Source organism: Burkholderia sp. PAMC 28687, from assembly GCF_001577465.1.
Lineage (GTDB): Bacteria > Pseudomonadota > Gammaproteobacteria > Burkholderiales > Burkholderiaceae > Caballeronia.
In genome coordinates, this window is sequence record NZ_CP014508.1 from 98,153 (window position 1) to 119,298 (window position 21,146).

General features: G+C 56.5%; 18 protein-coding genes and 4 pseudogenes. 15 read left to right on the top strand and 7 right to left on the bottom strand.

Translation table 11 applies throughout. The features are described from left to right. Positions 1–95: 95 nt before the first annotated feature. Together AX768_RS30155 and AX768_RS30160 are read right to left on the bottom strand one after the other, a co-directional pair. On the bottom strand, positions 96–728 hold the full coding sequence (locus tag AX768_RS30155; RefSeq protein ID WP_086383870.1) for an RES family NAD+ phosphorylase: 633 nt from the start codon (positions 726–728) through the stop codon (positions 96–98). An 8-nt stretch (positions 729–736) separates the two neighbouring features. Further along, positions 737–1,360, bottom strand: coding sequence for a hypothetical protein (locus tag AX768_RS30160; RefSeq protein ID WP_062003844.1), 624 nt, complete (start codon positions 1,358–1,360; stop codon positions 737–739). A gap of 622 nt (positions 1,361–1,982) precedes the next feature. Here AX768_RS30160 and AX768_RS30165 point away from each other — a divergent pair. The 5 genes from AX768_RS30165 to AX768_RS30190 all read left to right on the top strand — a co-directional run bounded on the left by AX768_RS30165 (position 1,983) and on the right by AX768_RS30190 (position 6,546). Beyond that, positions 1,983–3,218 (top strand): ParA family protein, encoded by a 1,236-nt coding sequence (locus tag AX768_RS30165; protein WP_082779170.1) that lies wholly within the window; start codon positions 1,983–1,985, stop codon positions 3,216–3,218. After that, on the top strand, positions 3,215–4,222 hold the full coding sequence (locus tag AX768_RS30170) for a ParB/RepB/Spo0J family partition protein (RefSeq protein ID WP_062003845.1): 1,008 nt from the start codon (positions 3,215–3,217) through the stop codon (positions 4,220–4,222). The genes AX768_RS30165 and AX768_RS30170 overlap by 4 nt, the downstream gene beginning before the upstream one ends. A gap of 270 nt (positions 4,223–4,492) precedes the next feature. Beyond that, positions 4,493–5,638, top strand: coding sequence for a Replication protein O (locus AX768_RS32350; RefSeq protein ID WP_082779171.1), 1,146 nt, complete (start codon positions 4,493–4,495; stop codon positions 5,636–5,638). A 213-nt stretch (positions 5,639–5,851) separates the two neighbouring features. Next, entirely contained in the window at positions 5,852–6,151 is a 300-nt protein-coding gene (locus AX768_RS30185) for an AbrB/MazE/SpoVT family DNA-binding domain-containing protein (protein WP_218778458.1), read from the top strand. Then, positions 6,148–6,546, top strand: a complete 399-nt coding sequence (locus AX768_RS30190; RefSeq protein ID WP_062003848.1) for a type II toxin-antitoxin system VapC family toxin — start codon at positions 6,148–6,150, stop codon at positions 6,544–6,546. The genes AX768_RS30185 and AX768_RS30190 overlap by 4 nt, the downstream gene beginning before the upstream one ends. 1,087 nt (positions 6,547–7,633) lie before the next feature. Here the strand turns inward: AX768_RS30190 and AX768_RS30195 are convergent. Together AX768_RS30195 and AX768_RS30200 are read right to left on the bottom strand one after the other, a co-directional pair. Then, on the bottom strand, positions 7,634–7,885 hold the full coding sequence (locus AX768_RS30195; RefSeq protein ID WP_062003849.1) for a hypothetical protein: 252 nt from the start codon (positions 7,883–7,885) through the stop codon (positions 7,634–7,636). 131 nt (positions 7,886–8,016) lie between these two features. Continuing rightward, positions 8,017–8,256, bottom strand: a pseudogene (locus AX768_RS30200) (transposase domain-containing protein); the annotation flags it as partial. Positions 8,257–8,562: 306 nt separating this feature from the next. Here AX768_RS30200 and AX768_RS30205 point away from each other — a divergent pair. The 5 genes and pseudogenes from AX768_RS30205 to AX768_RS33100 form a co-directional block, all read left to right on the top strand. Next, positions 8,563–8,766, top strand: a complete 204-nt coding sequence (locus AX768_RS30205; protein ID WP_062003851.1) for a hypothetical protein — start codon at positions 8,563–8,565, stop codon at positions 8,764–8,766. Then, positions 8,753–10,954 (top strand): recombinase family protein, encoded by a 2,202-nt coding sequence (locus tag AX768_RS30210; protein ID WP_082779173.1) that lies wholly within the window; start codon positions 8,753–8,755, stop codon positions 10,952–10,954. Before AX768_RS30205 ends, AX768_RS30210 begins: the two co-directional genes overlap by 14 nt. Beyond that, positions 10,942–11,163 (top strand): SET domain-containing protein-lysine N-methyltransferase, encoded by a 222-nt coding sequence (locus tag AX768_RS33985; RefSeq protein ID WP_231941665.1) that lies wholly within the window; start codon positions 10,942–10,944, stop codon positions 11,161–11,163. Before AX768_RS30210 ends, AX768_RS33985 begins: the two co-directional genes overlap by 13 nt. A gap of 307 nt (positions 11,164–11,470) precedes the next feature. After that, on the top strand, positions 11,471–12,391 hold the full coding sequence (locus AX768_RS34220) for an H-NS family nucleoid-associated regulatory protein (protein WP_062003852.1): 921 nt from the start codon (positions 11,471–11,473) through the stop codon (positions 12,389–12,391). Between the two features lie 431 nt (positions 12,392–12,822). Then, positions 12,823–12,948 (top strand): annotated as a pseudogene (locus AX768_RS33100) (ISL3 family transposase); the annotation flags it as partial. A 55-nt stretch (positions 12,949–13,003) separates the two neighbouring features. Here the strand turns inward: AX768_RS33100 and AX768_RS30225 are convergent. Then, on the bottom strand, positions 13,004–14,170 hold the full coding sequence (locus AX768_RS30225) for an IS256 family transposase (RefSeq protein WP_061999926.1): 1,167 nt from the start codon (positions 14,168–14,170) through the stop codon (positions 13,004–13,006). Positions 14,171–14,365: 195 nt separating this feature from the next. Between AX768_RS30225 and AX768_RS30230 the strand changes: the two genes are divergently transcribed. The 5 genes and pseudogenes from AX768_RS30230 (at position 14,366) to AX768_RS30245 (ending at position 19,076) form a co-directional block, all read left to right on the top strand. Beyond that, the gene (locus tag AX768_RS30230) at positions 14,366–15,676 is read left to right on the top strand and encodes an IS256 family transposase (RefSeq protein WP_062003854.1); all 1,311 of its coding nucleotides are present in this window, start codon (positions 14,366–14,368) and stop codon (positions 15,674–15,676) included. Positions 15,677–15,885: 209 nt separating this feature from the next. Then, positions 15,886–16,509: a hypothetical protein gene (locus AX768_RS30235; protein ID WP_155524383.1), complete on the top strand. Its 624-nt coding sequence runs from the start codon at positions 15,886–15,888 to the stop codon at positions 16,507–16,509. 149 nt (positions 16,510–16,658) lie between these two features. Then, positions 16,659–16,939, top strand: a pseudogene (locus tag AX768_RS33105) (transposase); the annotation flags it as partial. A 744-nt stretch (positions 16,940–17,683) separates the two neighbouring features. After that, positions 17,684–18,840, top strand: a pseudogene (locus AX768_RS30240) (IS630 family transposase). Further along, the gene (locus AX768_RS30245) at positions 18,780–19,076 is read left to right on the top strand and encodes a hypothetical protein (RefSeq protein WP_062003857.1); all 297 of its coding nucleotides are present in this window, start codon (positions 18,780–18,782) and stop codon (positions 19,074–19,076) included. Before AX768_RS30240 ends, AX768_RS30245 begins: the two are co-directional and overlap by 61 nt. Positions 19,077–19,078: 2 nt before the next feature. Here AX768_RS30245 and AX768_RS30250 read toward each other — a convergent pair whose 3' ends face one another. Beyond that, a complete protein-coding gene (locus tag AX768_RS30250) occupies positions 19,079–20,176 on the bottom strand; it encodes an IS91 family transposase (protein WP_442857284.1) in 1,098 nt (365 codons plus the stop codon). 11 nt (positions 20,177–20,187) lie between these two features. Then, complete coding sequence (locus tag AX768_RS30255; protein ID WP_062003858.1) at positions 20,188–21,063, bottom strand: tyrosine-type recombinase/integrase; 876 nt, start codon at positions 21,061–21,063, stop codon at positions 20,188–20,190. Positions 21,064–21,146: the final 83 nt, after the last annotated feature.

The window sequence follows — 21,146 nt, forward strand, 5'->3', positions numbered from 1 at the left end:
CCGACCTGATTTATGCAGCAACGTGCAAAGTAACGACAGGAACCTCCCACTTCTGCTTCGGTTTTCCGTCGTGACCTCAACATATCTGCGTTTAATCAGTTGACTTCGTCCTCGTGATTTGTCGGACCGACATCGGGCTCTATCCCGATGCGATAGCGCGCGACGAAGTCGGGCCACCCGATATGGTCAACGAGATCGACGTCCGTGATTATTTTGATTTTCGCTTCGGCTCGCTCGAAAACCGCCACGCCGGTACCGGGATAATTATTGCGCGACGGATATAGCACGCCATCGAACCGCGGCTGCCCATCATCGCCCACGAGCGCATACACCTCACCTGACACTTGCTGCGTGCAGGTGTAGTCACGGCTGGCCATTTGCTCCAGATTCAAACCAAAGTCTCCCGCCATGACACCTGGCGCGGTGAGATCGGCCAAACACAGATCCTCGAGCACGCCGACGACCCGCACGATCCGGCTTTCGACTTCTGCTAACGCGATCGAGCGCTTCGTATCCCAAAGCCAACCGTGCTGATGAAACACGGATTCCATCAGTGCTGTGGGAAGGTCACGGCCCAGATACAAGACACCAAAGTTGCGCCCGGGGGCGTCGTACCGGTTGGTGCCTTTATTGCCGTAATACAACGGCTTGTTGCGGTAAATAACCCGACTCACGTGCTGGAGCAATTCACCTGCGTCAATGGAAAATGACGGCAACGCAGCGCGCACACCCCGCGTCAATGCACACCCAACACGTTGCATACGGCGTTGACCACGTCCTCGAGCGAGCCCGTCGTGACGGCCTCAACCGGCGTGCGTCCACCAAGGCCTTCGAGGGGTTCGGACAGCGCGCGATACACCGTCCAGTTGTCGACCCCCTCACCCATTTCGAGCACGGCCTGGGTCAATGCCTGCTTCACGCCATCGAGCTGCCAGTCAGGTAATTTCTGGCCACGCGGTCCGACATTGAGCGCCAACAGTCGGCGCGCTTCGATGTCCTTGTAAATCTGCTGACGCGATTTATTCGCCAAGCGGGCGAATTCGGCCAAGGGCAGATTGTGCGGCTGGTTAAAGAGGTTCAAGCGCACGGCGCGACCGCGCTGAATATCCGTCTCGCCGGGCGTCCAGTGCGTTTCGGCTCGCAACGATGAAGCTTGACGGGCCAGATGCTGTTCCGCGGTCTTCCTATCTAGCCTCGCGGGCAGCTCCACGGCTTCGACGTGCTCCTGAACGAACGCCTGCAATTCAGCAGCAAACGCGGAGGCATCCCGGATGTCGACGGTGGCCGAAAATCGACGGACCACGTCATCCGCTGTGATTGTCGGGAGGTGGTCGGCGATGAATTCGAGGGTATTGGGCATAAGCATCCTGCTGCAGTGCAGACTTCATTGACTCTATTCTCGTATGTCTCTTTTGTCAACTAAGTCAACTGGTGCGCGTTGACGCTATAGATCTTGCTTATTTCATAGACGAGTGGTGGCACCAGACCTTCTATAAGTACGATTTTATCGGTCTGCAAGATGTGCTAATCAATTCCGCAGTAGAACAAATAGGAGAGGGAGTGTTACGTTTGATGTCAAAAACGTATTGTTTGCTACGCTTTGTTCAACTGCCGCCCCTAACGCGTGACTTCTATAGATTTTCGAGGCCCGCGCGGTCGGCGTCGCCACTTTTCCGTGAAACATTGATGTCGTGTCGCTGCCGCTCCTTGCAGAGCATGGCGCTAAACCGATTACGATTTTCTGAGGATTGTTTCACGGCAACAGGCGTTTGCTTCACGAACTTGATGTTTGTTCGAGGTTTGACTCCGCCCGGCCCTTCCCCCTTGACGCTCACGTCCGGAAAGTAAACTTGTCTTGTATAAGTTTACCGTTTACAGTCGCTCCAATTCGCCAAAAAGTCGGCTACTGCACTAGATGTTGGCGAAAAGAGCAAGTTTCGAGTAATCCATTAGTTTCCGGCCAAAAGTCAGGGGTTTCCCATATGTCTGATGTACGTCCTCGTGTCGACAAACCCATCTTGTCGATAGCTCCGGAAATCAAGCATGTGCTGCCCGGTGTACCGCTGAGCGATCTAAGAAAAGTTGCGGACCGCGCGAGCCAGATGCTCGTCAATGTCCGTGAAAGCATGCTAGCACCACATCCGCGAAAAAAATCACCGGTGTTTACGACGTCACAGGTGGCCGCGCTATGTCGAGTCGAGCGCAAGAAGGTTATCTATTCTTGGGATAAGCCGGAGCTCGGCTTGCCACCGGGAATTGCGAACAATCGCACCCGCGAGTTTTCCCTCGCCGAGACTCGGGTGTGGATAGATAAATTGGGACCCTTTATTAAGCGCCCGGACGGAACCAAAGGCAAAAAAATCGCAATCGGCAACTTCAAGGGAGGCGTCGCAAAGACGACTACCGCGATGACTCTTGCCCAAGGCCTGTCTCTCCATGGCAGGCGAGTGTTGATCATTGATCTCGATCCGCAAGCGTCACTTACTGCATTGACCGGCACCCTTGCTGACAGCGAGGTCGAGGAAGAGCAAACGGTTTTGCCATTGATTTACGGGGAAGAAGACGATGTCAAATACGCTATCCAGCCGACGTATTGGGATGGCGTAGATTTGATTGCCGCTAGCGCCGCGCTGTTTTCCGCCGAATTTTACCTTCCTTTCAAGCAGTCCAAAGATCCGCATTTCGAATTTTGGAACGTTCTGAACAAAGGGTTGGAGCCTGTTCTTGAAGAGTATGACGTGGTCATCATTGACACGCCCCCTGCTCTCTCGTACATGACTATCAACGCATTCATGGCAGCCGACGCGCTGATTGTTCCTACGCCACCGTCGGCCCTTGACTATGCATCATCGACACAGTTTTGGAATCTATTCGCTGATCTTGCGGACAACATGAAGGGGTTAGTGCCTGACGTGGAGCAGAAGCGATACGACTTTATTCATGTACTCCTTTCCAAGGTCGACTCAAGTCTCGCTTCCACACACGCAGTGCGGGATTGGATCAACCGAACCTATGAATCATTTGTCTTGCCGATCGAAATTCCTACTACGACTGTTACCGCAAGCGCCGCAGCTGAGTTTGGCACTGTCTATGACATCAGTAAGTACGACGGCAGCAATCGGACGTATCAGCGCGCAAGAGAGGCCTACGACCGATTCGCCGAAATGATTGATCAAGAATTAGTTGCTCTTTGGCAAGCACAGAAGGAGTCAGCATGAGCATTAAAGACAGGCTCGCTGCTAAAACGGCGCTCATTGCACCGATCGTCGTATCGGATGAAGTTAGTGCACCGAGGGACCCTAAGACTGCCCCTGGGGCAATGATGAAAGCACTTCCAATACTTAAAGAGAAGCAAGCAGAAATAGACGCTATGTCGCTTCAGGTGGTCGCGTTGCAAAAACAGGTCGCTAGTGGCGCGTCTGGCGCAATGGACGTTTCGCTGAGTGAATTGGTCGAAGTACCGGGAAGGCGCCGGCACATGACCGAAGAACGATACGTCGAGCTACGGGAAAACCTTAGACATAATCGCCTTATTCATCCCATTGTCGTTCGACGGCTGCCCGACGAACGGTTAGAGATCATTTCCGGTCACCATCGAATCGATGCCTTCAGGGACCTTGGTAGAAAGACGATTAGGGCCGTTTTCGACGAAGGCAACGCGGATGAGGCGAGCGACGGCGCCTTCTTTGCCAATCTGATGCAGTCGGATCTCACCGACTACGAAAAGTACATGGGTTTTAAAGATCGCCGTAGCCGCCATCCCAGTCTCACGCACGCGCAGCTAGCAAAACAATCTGGTTTGTCAGAGACAGCGGTTTCGTACGTCTTATCCTTCGACAATTTACCGGCTGACGTTCTGTCAATCTGCGCTGAAAATCCAGCGATTTTGGGGGCATCTGCTGCTAGCGCACTGGCGAGCTTGACGAAAAAAGGGCGCGCAGCCCAAGTGACACTCGCTGTCGAAAAGTTAGCCGCTGGTGAAATCGATCAAGGTCAAACTGTGAAGCTAGCATCCGCCGACCCGCAAAAGTCCAAGAAAGATTCTCCTGCACCTATCGCAACAAAAATCAGGCAGGGCAAGACGACCTACTGCGAGGTTCGTCAGGCTAAAAACGTGATGCGGTTGCAATTCCGATCGGAAGAGGAGGCAACTAGAGTACGCGGTTTACTCCAGCAACTCCTAGAAACCGAATCAGCCGCCCAGACGACATCAGAAAACTAAAACTCGTTAAAAATCAACGACATCAGTTTTTGATGACAGGTTGAACATGATCGTATTACCAACTTTATTGGATCTGAAATGAAACAGGGACGCTAGAAAGACAAAAGCCCGCGGCTGGAACCGAGGGCTTTTGCGTTAGTGGGCTTGGCTGGAAACCTCGCACCACACTCCCCAGCTGGAAACTGGAAAGGGTATGTCAACATCCCGGAGTGTAGCGCAACGAGATCGACAGTCAAGCAAAACTCATCCATTTCTTAATGGACGCTCGACATGTCTATCGCGCAACGCTTCGTTGCTGGCGAGGGTGAATTGCATCTGGAAGATCGCGATGCCCTCTCCGCTTTTCACGCAGAATCAGTCAACCTGCCGTGGGTCATTTTTCGTGCGGCCTTTCGAGCGACTCGAACCGAACAGCTCCCCCAGCGCGCCCGCGCGGTGCTCGCCGCCCTCGCCCGCACCGTCGACGCATCCAAACCCTATGCAGCGATCTATGCGCGCCGTGAGCTGCTTACCGGTCGCGCAATGCTTTCCATGCGAACGTTTTATCGTAGCCTCGACGATCTGGAAGCTGCTGGCCTGGTCGAACGCCGTGCGCAATCGCGCTACGTCGAAGCGGGTCTTTTTGGACGCTCTTACCTTCATCTCACCGAGCGTGCAGCAATCCTCCTCGGTCTTGTGGAAACTACCATACCCGAGCTCTCGGGAACAAAGTCAAACCCCAACGCAACCTCCAGCCTCGCAGACAATCCTTCATTTACGCCACCGTCTGCCACCGTGGCAGACGGTGCTATACATAGGAATCTTTACCCTACTTCTTCTCAAAAGAGACAACCGGGTCAAGTGCCTGCCGATCTTCAACGGTTGCGGACCCTGGGGTTTTTAGATTTTTTGATTTTTAAACTTATGCGTGAAGCACGTGATCACGGCAAACGCCTCTCGGACGTCGTCGAGGTCACATGGCAACACCTCAAAACTGCGAGGGCTCCCATCAACTACCTTCGCGCCCTGCTGCGCAATCCTGTGGATTTCGCACATCAACTTCGAACCAAGGTCCGCGAGCATCAGCAGGCCGAGAAACAGTCGCACGAGCAGCGGGAAGCCGACGTAGTCATTACCCAATGTGCTGGGAAAGTTTTCGTCGAAGCAGGCGGGAAACGAACCTATACGCTAAGTGCTGATGGACAGGCATTGACCCTTTTCGATTCTTCAGAAGGCGTTCATCGACAAGCCGTTAATTGGCAACTGGGTTTTGCCAAAGCATTCAGGTCTGGCAAGTTACAGGTCGCGAAAGAACCGGCACTTCACCATGAGGAAACGTCAAAACCCACTGTCGCAATAAAGGCGCGCAATCATCTCGCAGAGTTACGGAATCTGTTGCGACCGCGAAGCCGCGCAGACATTTCTGGAAATGCATAACGACCATATGCTGCCTCTAGCAGCGAGATTTCGGGAAGATGATTAAACGAAAGAGACAGTCGCTAGTACGCCGTGCACCGTGGTGTCGAACTGACAAAGATTACGGCTTTCCACAACACTCATCTGCGGATTTACGTTCCAGCGTGTGGAAGCACCGAGGTCAGGCTCTTCTACGGGTATTGATGCAAATGATGCTAAGTCAAACAGCCTTAAATGAAAAGTAAGGTTAATATGCCTTACTTACGACAAGCCGCTAATTTTGTGATCAAACTTACTGTCACCGCTAAAGGGCAGGTCACGCTTCGAAAGGAGGTTCTTGAGCATCTCGGCGTCCAGCCAGGAGGAAAAATCGCAGTCGAGATGTTCCCTGAGGGTCGCGTTGTTATCAGCGCCGAGCGGGGAGGGGAGCCAATCAGTGCGATGTTCAATCTTTTGAAAAAGCCCGGACAACCGACTCTCACAATCGAAGCGATCGCCAATCTTGCCTCTGACACCTGGCATAACAAAAAATGAGAATCACCGCCGACTCCAATTTGCTGGTGCGGGCGTTGATCGGCGACGATGCGCAACAAAGCGAGCTTGCCCAATCTCAGCTCGCCAGCGCCTCTCTCGTTGCCATTGCCCTACCTACATTGTGTGAGCTTGTATGGGTGCTGTCAAAAGGGTACGGAATCGCATCGAGTGAGATCGCTGACGCAGTTCGCCGTTTGATGAGTACGACGACCGTCGCAGTCAATCGACCCGCGGTAGAGGCTGGACTGGCTGCGATGGAGGAGGGCGGTGATTTCGCCGATGGCGTTGCGGCATTTGACGGGCAATGGCTTGGTGGAGAAACATTCGTATCGTTCGACAAACTAACCGTTCTCAGCCTGAGTGCCCGAGGACTCCCTGCCCGGCAGCTAAAATAACGGGCGTAGGCCCTAGCAAGGTTGCCGTGCCTACGTATGCTGATGCGAGAAACAATGGATGTTCGCGTATGCGCCAACGACAGACGTGTTTGTTTTGCGGATTCAGGGACGTGTCGGTCACACCATTCGATCCGTATTTTTTAGCCTTGATAGCCTTCGAAGCTAGTCGCAGGCGAGGCGACCCTCAAGGCATTGCCCAGACCTTCAAGATGGACAATACCCGCATGCTCTGTCCAGCAAAAAGCGAAAGCAGGTCGAACTACTTTCGCTCGATCAGAGCGGTACACACGCAGCGGACTCCTAAACAATTTACCTGTCGCTGGAGGAGTTCGAACAAAAGCTTCTACACAGCTGGAACCTCCCGGAGGCGTTCGCGAGAATGAACGACGCCACGAGGGAAATCACGTTGACCATGCAAACCATTCATCGAACACAGAACAATCTTTGATCCAGCGGTTGACTCTGGTACCCGCCACGATACAACGCAATTCCCGGTTTCGATTACCTGTTTGCTTGAAACCGTCGAGCGAAGCGAACCCCCTTCGTGGCAGATGTGGCAGATGTGGCAGATGTGGCAGATGTGGCAGATGGGACAGATGCAGGCGCATCCGTGTTATGTATGTTGGCATCGATATTAACAAGTCACTGCAAAAGGATTTTTTTCCAGAGCGATCAACAGGGCATCTTGCGCAGTACAAGTTTGACCTGATCGTCACCAGCAAACCCACCGATTCCGCGAGGCGATCTAACGTGTAGGCAACGGCTTGAATCGAAGGCGCGAACTCACGGACTCGCGGACTCGTCGTCGTGACCGCTGGTCAAAAAAGCAAGTTGCTCAGTGGAATCAAGTTCGTCCATTTGACTGCAGTGATGCGTGTCGACCCGTCTGCATGGATCGATCTGATCATCACGCGATCGCCCCGTGCGCCCCCCAACACCTCGGCGACACGCTCTTCATAGCGAACAAGTGTTCCCCGAGCAGGTTGTCGTCTAAAACGCAGCGTACCTTTTCGCATGAGCCGGATGTCGTTTGCCGTTTGTACCTCTAGAATTGTGCCGTGAGAAGAGGGCGGTCGGCTACGGTTTTTTAGAGAGGCAGCATGCGTAGATTTTTCGTTAGACGCTCGTCAATTACGGACGAGGTGTTTTTGCTTCGACGTTCATCGCACGCGGCGACTACCTGTTGGAGTACTAGGGTGAAATATTGTCCGAGCAGCAGGCGAATTGCCAGTTTGCGCGCACGCAGGCGGAAAAGGGCCATACCTTCTACTTTAACCTGGGCGATGGACGATCGATCGATGGTGCAGTCGGCGGCAATTCCGCTCGCTGGATCAATCATAGCTGTGGTAACCGCTCAATTACGCACACGTTGACAAGACGAAGACGGCCGCACCGCGACGACCGAGGTCGGCGATGTCCAAAGCGAAGGATGGGAGTGGGCGTTGGCGTGGAGCCGACGCATTAGAAGCGTTAGTCGGAGGTTGGTTTGCGTCGAGCGAGTCGCTCGCCGATGTTGAATGGCAGCAAGTCGCTCACGTCGGCACCAGCCGCGCGCTGGGGCAACTCGGTGAGCACTTCGCACAGGTACTCGAACGGCTCAACGTCGCACGCCCGACAGGTGAGCATCAAGCTGTAGATCGTTGCACTGGCTTTCGCCCCGGCCACCGTATCATTGAACAACCACGATTTTCTGCTGGTCGCCATTGCCCGTTCATTCTGCCCATATCGGGCAGGAAGTTGAAGTCCATTATCGTTGGCACCCGCTGTATGGGCACCGCGTCAAGGTTAGAGATGTTGAGCAGCGCGGCGGAAGCCGAGTAGTCCACATCGATGCCGGATGCGGTACGGTCAAGATGATTGCCGGGTGGATGCTGGATGCTGCCGCGTGTTCGTGCATGGAGCTTGGTGACCCGAGAGTCACCGTGATGGCGCTGCGCAATCTGCACCAGTTGCTTGTTGATCGACGTTTGCGAGGAAACTCACCGGACGATTCCACCATCGTCCGGGAGAAGCGCAATGGGCAAGCTGCCAAACGTCGTTCCAGCAAGTCTGCAGTCGTTGCAATCGATACCGCGCCAGATGAACATGACGTTCGACGCCGTCGAGCTTCAGGGGATGAGCGCGGTACAACGCGCAAGGGCAATCACCCATCTGGCGAGCCTGCTGATGCAGGCCGCCGGCGTCGCCACGCCAAAGGAGCATAACGATGACGAACGTTGATCGTTTGCCTGAGCTCCTTCTTAAACGCAAAGCGGTGATCTACGTCCGGCAGTCGACGCAGACTCAGGTACAGACAAACCTCGAAAGCCGGCGTCGGCAATACGACCTTGTGGAGGAAGCCAAGCGGCGGGGATTTCGCGACATCGAGGTTATCGATGAGGATATGGGCCGTTCTGCCAGCGGCGCAGTCGCCCGGCCCGGTTTCGAGCGCCTCGTGGCTTTACTGTGTGCTGGCGAAGTCGGAGCGGTCCTTTGTATGGACGCCTCACGTCTTGCACGTAACGGGCGCGACTGGCACCATCTGCTTGAACTCTGCGGGCTTGTCGAGGCCAGGGTAATCGACCTGGACGGTGTGTACGATCCTTGTCGGGCAAACGACCGGTTACTGCTCGGAATGAAAGGCAGCATCAGTGAATTCGAGCTCAACGTGCTTCGTACGCGCATGCTCGATGCCAAACGCGCGAAGGCTTACCGCGGCGATTTGCGTATCAGCGTGCCGTTCGGCTACATCTGGCATCGGGAAGTGGGATTGGGTCTTGATCCGAATTTGCGATTGCAGGAAGTCATACGCCTGATCTTTGCACGCTTCCGCGAACTGGGCAGCGCACGGCAGGTTTTACTGTCGCTGCGAGCTGAACAGGTCCACTTCCCGCGCCCCTCTGATGGCAGGACGTTGACCCACTTCGACTGGATACCGGTGCGCTATCGAAACGTGATCTCGGTGCTCAAGAATCCGTTCTACGCCGGAGCTTACGTATATGGCAAGAGCGGCAAGCAGATGGCGATCGTGGATGGGCGCGCGCGCAAGAGCTACAAGCACCCCAAGCCGTTTGATGAATGGGATGTCCTGCTCAGGGAACATCACGAAGGCTACATCGACTGGGCTGAATTCGAGCGCAACCAGAAGCAGCTCGCGACCAATGCCTATGGCAAAGCGGGCGACGTAAAATCGAGCCGCGGAGGCCGGGCACTGCTGGCAGGTCTGCTTGCCTGCGCACGCTGTGGGCGCCGCCTGTTCGTGGCCTATACTGGGCGCATACCGCAACCTGTCTACCGATGTGCCCGCTTTGACATGCCACCGCAATGCATGAGTTTCGGGGGCTCTCGCATCGACGCCGCTATCGGGAAGGAGCTATTGCGTGTCGTGGAACCAATGGCAATCGAAGCAGCCCGGCAGGCCGAGCAAATGCACGTGGACACCCTGAACGGGCAGCGACGGATCGTGGAACTTGAACTGCAGCAAGCGCAGTACGAAGCCACACTGGCCGAGCGGCGCTATGCCGCCTGCGATCCTGACAACCGTCTGATTGCCGCGCAGCTGGAGAAGAATTGGGAAGCAGCATTGCACCGCGTGCTGGCCTGCCAGACGCGCCTGGAGACGGTAAGCACGCCGGCGGCGGATGTCCCCACTCCTGACTTTGCGAAGCTTGCGGAAGACCTCACTGCTGCCTGGAATGCACCGAACGTCACGATGCGCATGCGCCAGCAACTTGTTCGCGCCCTGATCGTCGATATTGTTGCCGACGTGGACGAAACGGCGCGTGAAGTCATCCTGACGATTCACTGGCAAGGCGGTCAGCATTCGCAGTTACGGGTCCGCAAGCCCGGATCGGGCGAGCATGGATGTAGCACGTCCGACGAAGCGCTCGCGGTCATCCGCAGCATGGCAACCCGATGGTCAGATCAGGACATCGCTGCATCGTTGAACCGGATGGGAATGCGGACCGGCCAAGGCAAGACCTGGACCGCACACCGTGTCAGCTCCATACGGCGCGTGCGTGACATCCACGCCTACAGGCCGGCAGAGAAGGATGGGGAATGGTTGACGATGTCCGAAGCCGCAAAACAGCTCGGCATCACCAGTCACGCGATCCGCCGGTTGATCAACGATCGCATCCTGCCTGCCGAGCAGGTGATGGGTTCATCGGCACGGCAATCAAGTTCGTCTTGGCCTGCGAGCCGCTCACTTCGAGCATGCGACGGCGGCTCCTGTAAAATCCAGACTGATTCACCCCTTCCGCTTTGCACCATGCCAGCACGCTCAGACCAGAGTTCTTCTGGTCCTCAAATCGCTTGGCCCACACCTGTCTGCGCTCATCGTATCGATTTGCCATCTGCCGACTCCTTCATAAACGAAGCCGTCATTGTTCAACTCGAAAACTTCAACTTCAACGTGTGCTTAAACTAGCGCTTACTAGCTGTGCGCCGAACTGCGAAGCGGAACAGGACGGAGAAAGGATTTACATCCGCACCATCGCGAAGATCAAACCAGGCGACGAAATCCTGATCGATTACCGGCTTGACGTGGGGACCCGGCCAATCAAAGCACTGAAGGCGACATATGGATGCCGGTGTGGCGCCAAGCGATGTCGACTAACGATGTTGCATGTGAAGTGAATGACATGGGGCACGAAAAGAAGCACGACCTCGCCCATAGCAACTTGCTTTCAAAAGTCGATCAGTTGTCGATATGTTTCCCGATAGCATGCCCGTGCACGCTGAGAAGTTCAGCTACGGGAAACCATACATAAAAGGGCGCATCGCGTGGAACTGCTCGGTGTCAGTGCAGTCATCTGAGCGGTAAAGACAGAAATATCTGGATTTCTTAGTGCTTTGACATTATTCAGGCTGCGAAATCGGACTATCTGGTTCTCGGAAGTACGTTCACGTGGCATAGTGCGAACAATCTAATTCGGAGTTATCAATGCCTACGCTCGAAGTAATCCAGGAAAAGCTAAAGAAACTGCAGCTACAAGCTGAAGTGCTCATCGCAAAAAAAGCTCAGTTAGCAGTCGACCAGATTCGCAGCTTAATGCTTGAACATGGGCTTACCACGGCCGATATTGAGGCCAAGGCAAAAGCAAAGCGAGATGCGAACGCACTCGCAGGGTCAGTAGCCACGACGAAATCAAAGGTATCCAACGCACAGGGTACGAAGGTTGCGCCGAAATATCAGAATCTGAAAACTGGTGCCACCTGGACGGGACGTGGGAGCGCTCCCGCATGGATTGCTAATGTCAGAGACCGCACGAAATTCCTGATTGCAGATGGCGCTGACGTCCTGGCCAGCGTGGCAGGAAGTACGAAAGCGGCAGTGACGAAAGCAACGACAGGGAAGGGCAATCGTCACGCCAAAGGCCCGCAACCCGCAAAATACCGGCACCCGAAATCGGGTGCCACGTGGAGTGGGAAAGGGCGTGCACCTGCATGGCTAATCAATGTAAAGAACCGCGCTAAATTTCTGATTGACGCTGAGGTCAGCCCGGTCGAAGCGCCTGTTGCAAGCAAAGCAAGCCGTAAGACGAACGCGGTTGCCAAGAAAGCAACCGCAACGAACAAGGTTGTTAGGAAGGTTGCAGCAAAGAAGGGTGTGGTCAAAGTGCCGACCGCGAAGAAGGTGGCGACAACCGTAGCGAAGAAGGTCCAGAAGAAAGTCGAGAAGAAAGCTCCGGTCACGAAATCAGTTACTGTGAGCAAAAAAGTCGCTGCCAAGAGGTCTGGCGTAGTCGCGAAGAACGGCGCGGCGGAAAAAGCCGCTCGCAAGGTGCCCGCAGTTAAGGAAAAAGTTTCAACGCCGGCAGCCGTTCCTGCACCTGAATCAGTGATCCCTGAGCTGACCGTGTAAGGTTTGAAGGCGTGTTGTTCTTCGACCTCTCGTGCTGCAGCGGTCGAATAACATCCGAGCGAGTCAGAGCGCTCGATAACTGCGCCGACGCCATTCGGTTGGCGTGCGTCGTATAACGTCAGGCTCAAAGAAGATCACTTTGACGATCGCATGATGGCCGACAATCGCCAGAGCGCGACCGTTGTCGAAATATTAGGCTCTTTCTCGAGGCTAGCGTGACGGACCTCGAAAAGAAGAAGCGAAGCCCCGGTGCGATACGTCATTGAAAATTAGCGTGGGTCAGTCGGGGCTTAGCAAAGAGATGACTTTCCTACTCGTCAGGGCCTGATCGACCTCATCGAATTGCGGTTGAAATCTTCCAAATTCAGGCTCTCTTTAAAATCGAGTGGGTAAGGTTTCGGCTGGTTGAACGGCAAAACGGGGGTATTGGCATGACGGCCAAGGTATTTGAAGCGGCGCTGGGGATCAGCGCTCCGTGGTCGGTGGGCGCGGTTGACTTCAATGAGTCGACCAAGGTGTTGACGGTGCCGGTGGACTTCAAGCCTGGCACCCGTTGGTTGTGCAACTTTTTTTCTGTAAAAGCGTTCAGGCGATTCCATCGAGAAGCGGAGATCAGGCGTTCATGTTGAGATAGATTTTTCCGCTCATCCACTCTTCGTCGCACTCGGCCAGCAAGGCAGAGACAAGACGAAGGCAGGATGGGGCGTTCGGGAAGATCGAGGCGACGCGGGTGCGACGCTTGAGCTCGCGATTGATCCGTTCGAGGCCATTGGTAGTGCGCAGGCGGATCCGATGGGCATGCGGCAGCTCGAAGATGGCAAACCCTTCAGGCAGATTGTCTTCGGCCCAGGTAGCGAGCGCAGGCGCTTCGACGGCCCAGAGTTCGACCGCCTGCTTCAGCAGACGTTGGGCTTCGGCGCGATCCGGGGCATTGAAGATGGTCCGGATACGGAGCGCCACGGGTTTGCGCTGATCGAGACGAGCAACGTAAGCATGCGCATTCTGCTGCAGATGGAACTGGCAGCGTTGCCAGGGCACGCTTGGCAGCGTCGCGCGACGGGCAGCCTTAAGACCGGCATGATCGTCGGAGACGATGAGCTTGACGCCCTTGAGGCCGCGGCGAACCAGGCTGTCGAGGAAGGCTCGCCAGTGAACTTCAGCTTCGGACAGGGCAACCGACACGCCCAGGACCCGACGATGACCGCCTGCCGTGATGCCGACGGCGACGAGCACGGCGCAATCGACGAGGTGACCCGCTTCACGAATACGCTCATAGCGGGCATCGAGAAAGACGTAAGGCGTTTCATCAAGGGGACGCTCACGCCAGATTGCAAGACCCGCGTCGAGCTGTTCGGCAGCCCGGCTGACCTGAGTCGAGGAGATCGACACCTCCGGCCCCAGCAGCTTGACCAGGACGTCGGTGACCTTGCGGGTGGAGACGCCCTGGACGTACATTTCGGCCAGCGCGAGATTGACCGCCTGCTCGGTGCGAGTTCCTTTTTCGAGCGCGCTGGGGTAGAAGCCGCTGCCGCGCACCTGGGGAACATTGAAGGTCAGTTCGCCGACGCGTGTCATGACGGTTTTGGGTTTGAAGCCGTTCGCATAATCGATTCGTTCCGCGGTTCGTTCATGAGACTGGGCATTGAGATACTGCGCCCGCTCGATCTTGCTTGCTTCGTTGACCAGGATGCGCAGGGCTTCGCCCGCGCCGTCCAGGCCGTTGAGCAGAAGCGCTGCAAAAGCGTCTTCAAGGGGATGATGTTCTACGCGTTGCGCCATGCTGTCGACTCCTTCGTCAGAGTGAGTAAGAATGCTCCGAAGGAATCGCCTGCGACTATGACGCTGCGAGCGTTTTGCCGCGCGGCTATGGGCAATGTCCCAAGCGTAGTTGAAGGTTGAAGGCGGCGGTTTCCTGGTGAATCCGAGAAAATCGGGTTTGCCAACGACGAAACCTCGGACAGGAGAACCGCCAAAATGAAGCCTACCAAGAAGACCCGTCACAGCGCTAGCGTTGCGTTTAGTGTCGTGGCAAAGCAAGACGCTGACGCGCTGAAAGCCTGTTTTGCGGAAAACAGTGAGATGCTGCTGCCGTTGTTGGAACTGGTGCAGAACACGCGCGCGACCATTGACGAGTTGATGCACGAGGCCGGGCGCGGTTTGGTCGAACAGTTGCTCGTGTTGTCCGCGATGGAGGTCGCGGGTGACAAACACCCGGGCAAATCGCGTGGCGACGTCCGCTGGCATGGTTCGCAGCGTGGGCAGATCGTGATGGACGAGCGCAAGCTGGCGGTCAAACGCCCGCGATTGCGTAACAGAGGCGGCGTCGAAGTGGGGATTCCAGCGTACGAGCAACTGAACCAGAATCCGCGACTGGGAAAGCGGGTGCACGACATTTTGGTGACGGGGGTGTCCACACGCAAGTACGCGAAGGTGCTGCCGAAGATGGCTGGCACTGTGGGCATCTCCAAAAGCAGCGTGTCGCGCCAGTTCATCAAGGCCAGCGAGAAAGCACTGGAGACGCTGATGGCACGGCGCTTCGATGACAAGGACATTCTGGCGATCTACATGGACGGCATCATTGTCGACAAGCGGCACATTCTGGCGGCCATCGGCGTGGACAGCGACGGCGGCAAGCACCTGCTGGGGCTTGCGAGCGGCTCCAGTGAGAACGCAGAAGTAGTCAAGGACCTGTTGAATGGTCTGATCGAGCGCGGTCTGCCGACCGGGCGCGACTATCTGTTCGTGATAGACGGCTCCAAGGCGCTGCGGGCGGCAATCGAGGCGGTCTTCGGCAAGCGAGCACACGTGCAGCGGTGCCGGACTCACAAGATGCGCAACGTGACTGATCGTCTGCCCAAGGAAGTGGTCTCGCAAGTTAGCGCAGTGATGAAAGCGGCCTACAAGCTGCCAGAAAAAGAGGGGCTGGCGAAACTGAAGACGCAGGCAACGTGGCTCAAGACCGAGTATCCGGACGCAGCAGCTTCGCTGCTGGAAGGGCTCGAAGAGACCTTCACGGTCAACAGACTGGGCTTGACGCCGGCGCTCATGCGTTGCCTGTGCACGACCAACATCATCGAGAACCCGAACGGCGCGGTGCGTCGCGTCACGCGCCGGGTGACGCGCTACCGCGATGCGGACATGGCGATGCGCTGGACGGCCACGGGCTTTCTGGAAGCTGAAAAGACTTTCCGAAAAATCAGCGGTGTCGACGACCTCTGGATTCTTGCCACCGCCTTGCATCGTTCTACGAAGAAAAGCGTTGACCATGATTTGAAGTCTGCCTAATCTATGCAACACCCGCCGTCCCAGCCTTCAACTGGCATTGGGACATTGCCCGGCTATGCCGTCCTCCGCTCTTCGGGCGCTACGCGCCCTCATCACGGCGGCCGTCACAGCCACGCAACACCAGCAGCTACGAATTTACAGAAACAATGTTGCACTAACTTTTTCTTTGGATACTGCGTAACGCCGGTCACGCATATAGGCTCGGATACTTGCTTGGCTTTGATTTCCAGCCGGACGCACTTCCGTGGAGCGTCGACGACCTCATGTACCTGGGCTACTACGCGCAGGAGGACTATCTTGCTTTTCTGCTAGGCCTATTCGTCGTCTTCTCCGCGTTGCTCGCAGTAATTTTCGTTGCCGGCAATGCATTCAAGCATCATGCTACGCGAAAAGTTGCGGCAAAGTTAGTGAAAACCCACGGACGGGCGCCGGCGAATCTTGTCACAACCGAAGTAGTCTTCTTCTGGGTTGCAGCCATCGTGATATTCGTTTTGCTTGTATGCAGCATCATGCCGCTTGTTCTCCTCGGCCCGGTCCGTGATAGAGGTGAACACGATGCTACGAAGGCGATGACCGCCATTCGCCAGTGGAACGTCAAGGACATGAAAGCACACCAAATGAAGTTCGTTGAAATCGTTCGCGACAAGGGAGGGCTTGTCGCTGGCGTGCCAATATCATGTACGGACAAGTTTTGTGCAGTCTACTCGCCAGTCGGCCCCATTCATGCCCACACAGTTCCGCTTACCGATATCGTGTCGTGGTCCAGTATCGAGTTAGAAGACGTCCCCTTGATTGAAAGGGGCACAGATCCCGCTGCTACTAAGCAGCATTGAGTGAATGATTGCCTCGAGCTAAGCTTCAGTGAGAGCATAAAAAACAGAGAAGTAACCCGAAAGTATCGCGATATTAGGGCAGCCCCTCGCTCAAGTCGCTGAACCGCCTCGGATTTGATGGAGGCTCCAACTCTTGAGAGAATGGAGCTATGAACAAGTCGAACAAATTTTCTGCTGAAGTCCGTGAACGTGCAGTGCGCATGGTGCAAGAGCATCGCGGCGAGTATCCGTCGCAGTGGGCGGCGATCGAATCCATCGCCCCCAAGTCGGTTGCACGAGCCAGACATTGCTGGGGTGGATCAAGCAAGAGGAAGTGGATAGCGGTGAGCGTAAGGGCGCGACTACGTCGGAACGCGAGCGCTTCAAGGCACTTGAGCGCGAGAACAAGCAATTGCGCCGTGCCAACGAGATTTTAAAGCTGGCGAGGGCGCGTTCAACTGGTCGTTGCAACACCTTCTGGTCTAATATGCCCGCCATTTGTCTAAGAGCAAACGAGCCAGATGCAGATTGCTACCTACATCATTTGAATCATTTCGCTGATCCGGCGTGCTTAGTCTTGCCCGGATCAAAGGCTGCATCGCCCGGTACCAGGCCGTATAGACGCGACCGTCGAATAGCATGTCTTGGGTCGGATCGATCCGTACGCGTCAGGCAGCGACTGTTAAGGATTGTTGGACGCCTGCCCTACACCGCAGGCGTGTGACTACCCTGGCGCCGGCGGGCAGGCGTCCAACAATCCTCGAGGGAGGAAACCGCGGGATGCTCAGAGGCGGCTCGAACTGGCAGCCGTTATGGCGATTTGACCAGTGGCGTTGTCGCCCAGGTCTCGACAAACGTGTAGAGATGCCAGCGGATGCTGAGGTGAGAGCTTCGATGCCCCTGTTTTTGCAAAGTCGCGCGATGTCATTTGGCTTCGATCGACTGGTTTGGTGCGTCGGACGCAACGGTCCCCTAGCGGCTCTCGTTGCCGAAGAGCCGACCGTGGTTTAATGCACTGCGGCGCGAGCTTCACGCGTGACAGTTCTCCATAGGTGGGGCTCGAATCGGAGCGCTGCGTTGAAAGATGTCGATAACGACCATCAACGACCCGCAATGTCGACACACGAAGCTTGGGCTAGTACAACATCCCTGAAATATCTTTCAATAAAAAAGAAGTACAAGTAAACTCGACTGCATGGGACGCGGACGACAAGCGCAGGTAATCAAACTATCTCGAGAGGAGCGTAAATCGCTTGAGTCGTTGACCCGACGCGGTACGGCGGAGCAGCGGCAAGTGATGCGAGCGCAGATTGCGCTGATGGCTCACCGAGGCGAGTCCACGACGGCAATTGCGCAGGCGCTCGGCGTGTCGGTGCAAACCGTCTCGCATTGGCGTACTCGCCTCGTGCGTCACGGCGTCGAAGGCTTGCAGGAGGTGTCGCGTCCGGGCCGTCCGAGGCGTATCGGTGAGGCGCAACGACTCGAGTTGCTTGCCTTGGCATGCGAACCGGCAGAACCAGACGGCCGCGCGACACCGACGCTGGACGAACTGGTTGAGCGTGCGATCGAGCGCGGCGTGACCAAGCAGATCAGCCGCAGTCATTTGCAACGAATCTTGCAAGCGGGCGATTTGCGTCCGCACCGGGTCAAGCAGTGGCTGCACAGCCCCGACCCCCAGTTCCGACAGAAGGTCAACGAGATCTGCGCACTGTACCGCCAGGCTCCCAAGGGCTCGGTCGTGCTGTCGATCGACGAGAAGACAGGGATCCAGGCCATCGAGCGCAAACACGCCGACCGCGCGCCACAATCCGGGCGCGCGCGGCGCCGCGAGTTTGAATACATCCGCCACGGCACGCAGGCCCTCACCGCCGCGCTGGATGTGCACTCGGGGCGAGTCATCGGCAGTTGCACGGATCGGCGTACCCAGGCCGATCTCGTGGCCTTTATGGAGCAGGTCGCGCTGGCTTATCCCAAGGGCCGGGTGCATGTCGTGTGGGACAACCTCAACACCCACCGCGCGCAGACTGTATGGAATGAGTTCAACGCCCGCCACGATCAGCGGTTTGTCTTTCACTTCACGCCACTGCATGCGAGCTGGGTCAACCAGATCGAGTTGCTGTTCGGTATCTACTCGCGACGGGTCTTGCGTCACGCGAGCCATGTCTCCATCGAGCACCTGCGCCAGCGCACCGAAGCCTTCGTCGCGCAACGCAATCACGCCCCCAAACCATTCAAATGGACATTCGCCGGCTTTGAGTTGCAAACTGGCGAACCCCTGAGGTTCAAAGACGATGCCAACGTTCGACGCCCAAAGAAAGGCCGATGAGCTCCAGCGCCAACTCGCCACGCTGACCGGCCACGATCAGGCCACGGTCAAGCCCTATGGCAAGCATCTGCTCATTCAGATGAAACGTGACGACACGGTCGACACCGTGGCCCGCCTGACCGAGGTTGGCCGTAACACCTACACGTCGGCATTTCGCAGCCACACTGGCCGCTGGGAGCCATTGCCTGGTATCGGCAACCTCGCCGAAACCACTGACTTGGTGGTCAGCTTGCTGGCCCCGTATCTCGATCCAGATATTTAAAGCTATTTGAGGGATGTTGTACTAGCCGCGCACGTTGGTGCATCTGCGACGGGATCGACCGCGCGTGGCAACACATGCAGCAACGCCCGTATCCTCGAGAGGTTGTTGCGGCGTGACGTGTTTGCAAGCAGACCGTAGTGGCGAATTCGGTGGAAGCCACCCGGCAGCACGTGCAGCAGGAATCGGCGGACGAATTCATCGGCCATGAGCGTCATCGTCTTATTGCGTGTGCGCCCTTCCATCCGATAGTCTTTCCAGCGGAAGGTGACGCCACGCTCATCGAGTGCGATCAGTCGTTGGTTTGAGATCGCCACCCGGTGCGTATAGCGCGACAGATAAGCCAACACAGCTTGCGGTCCCGCAAAAGGTCGCTTGGCATACACCACCCATTCGCACGCACGCATCGGGGCAAGCCACCCGGCGAACACTTCCGGATCGGCAAGCGCGGCGCATTCACCGAAGAACCGCAATTGACCGCGCTCGTACGCTGCTGCCAGTTCTTCGAGGAACCGTCGCCGAAACAGTCGCGAGAGCACGCGCACGGGTAGGAAGAAGCCTGGCTTGCAAGCGACCCATCGGCCTCGATCAGGAGACAGGCCACCGCCAGGGACGATTCCGTGGACATGAGGATGGTGCGTGAGCGCTGAGCCCCATGTGTGTAAAACCAGAGTCGCGCCGACCTGTGCTCCGAGGTGCTTCGGATCCGCGGCAATCGTGCGCAGCGTCTCGGCCGCCATATCAAACAACAGGCCGTACATCACCGCCTTGTTGTAATACGCAATCTCGCTGATCGGGGCCGGTAGTGTGAAGACCACGTGGTAATACTCGACGGGCAGAAGATCTTCCTGACGTGCGTCTAACCACCGTCGTGCGGCCGTGGCCTGGCACTTTGGGCAGTGTCGGTTGCGGCACGAGTTGTAGGCGACTTCGACAGCCGCGCACCCTTCGCAACGCAACACATGTCCCCCCAGTGCCGCGCTACGGCACTGCTCGATCGCTGACACGACCTTCAACTGACCCAGGCTGAGGTTCGCGGACTCGCGCCACTGTGAACCCAGAGATCGAAAGACGTCAGCCACTTCCAGCGCGCAATGCGCCACCACGGCAGCGGCTATGCGGGATGCAAGTTCTCAAGCGGGCTGATCACCTCGCGCAAAATGTCGGTGGCGACCTGGGCATAGAGCGCAGTAGTTTCAAGCTTCTTGTGACCAAGCATGACCTGAATCACACGGATATCGACCTTCTGCTCAAGGAGATGGGTGGCGAAACTGTGACGCAGCGTGTGCATGGACACGCGCTTCTCAATGCCCGCAGCGAGCGCCGCAGAATGGATGGCGCGGTTGAGTTGCCGAGCGCTAAGCGGCTCGATCGGATTGAGCCCGGGAAACAACCAACCACCGTCAAGCATGCGACCCTGGGCTCGAGCCACTCGCCACCAGACCCGCAAGCGCTCGAGGAGGACCGGCGATAACATCGCGTACCTGTCCTTATGACCTTTGCCTTGCTCCACGCGCAGCGTCATGCGTTCGCTGTCGATGTCCCCGACCTTCAGTGAGACCACTTCGCTGACTCGCAATCCCGTTCCATAGGCCACGGCCAAAGCAGTTTGATGCTTGAGGTTGGTGGCCGCGGCGATCAACCGTCCGACTTCGTCACGGCTAAGCACGACTGGCAGGACACGGGGCAGATACACGGGATGCATCTTCGCCATCAAGTCATCTCTGCCGAGCGTCGTGTCGAAGAAGAACTTCAATCCGGTGATTGCCGCATTGAGGGAAACAGGAGAAACGCCATGGTCGACCAGATGCAACTGATAGCGCCGCAAATCCTCGACCGTCGCGGTGTCTGGGGAGCGACCAAGAAACACAGTGAACTGGCGAACCACGCGCAGATACCCCTCCTGCGTCTTCGGTGCGAGTCGGCGCATGCGCATGTCGTCAATCATGCGCTGGCGCAGTGGGCTGATAACTTCGGTAGATGTGGTCATCGCTCGGCTCCTGTCGAGTAACGAGGCGGATTGCCTCATCTATCAACATAGGAAATCGAGCCGGTTTCCCCTTGAGAAACCAC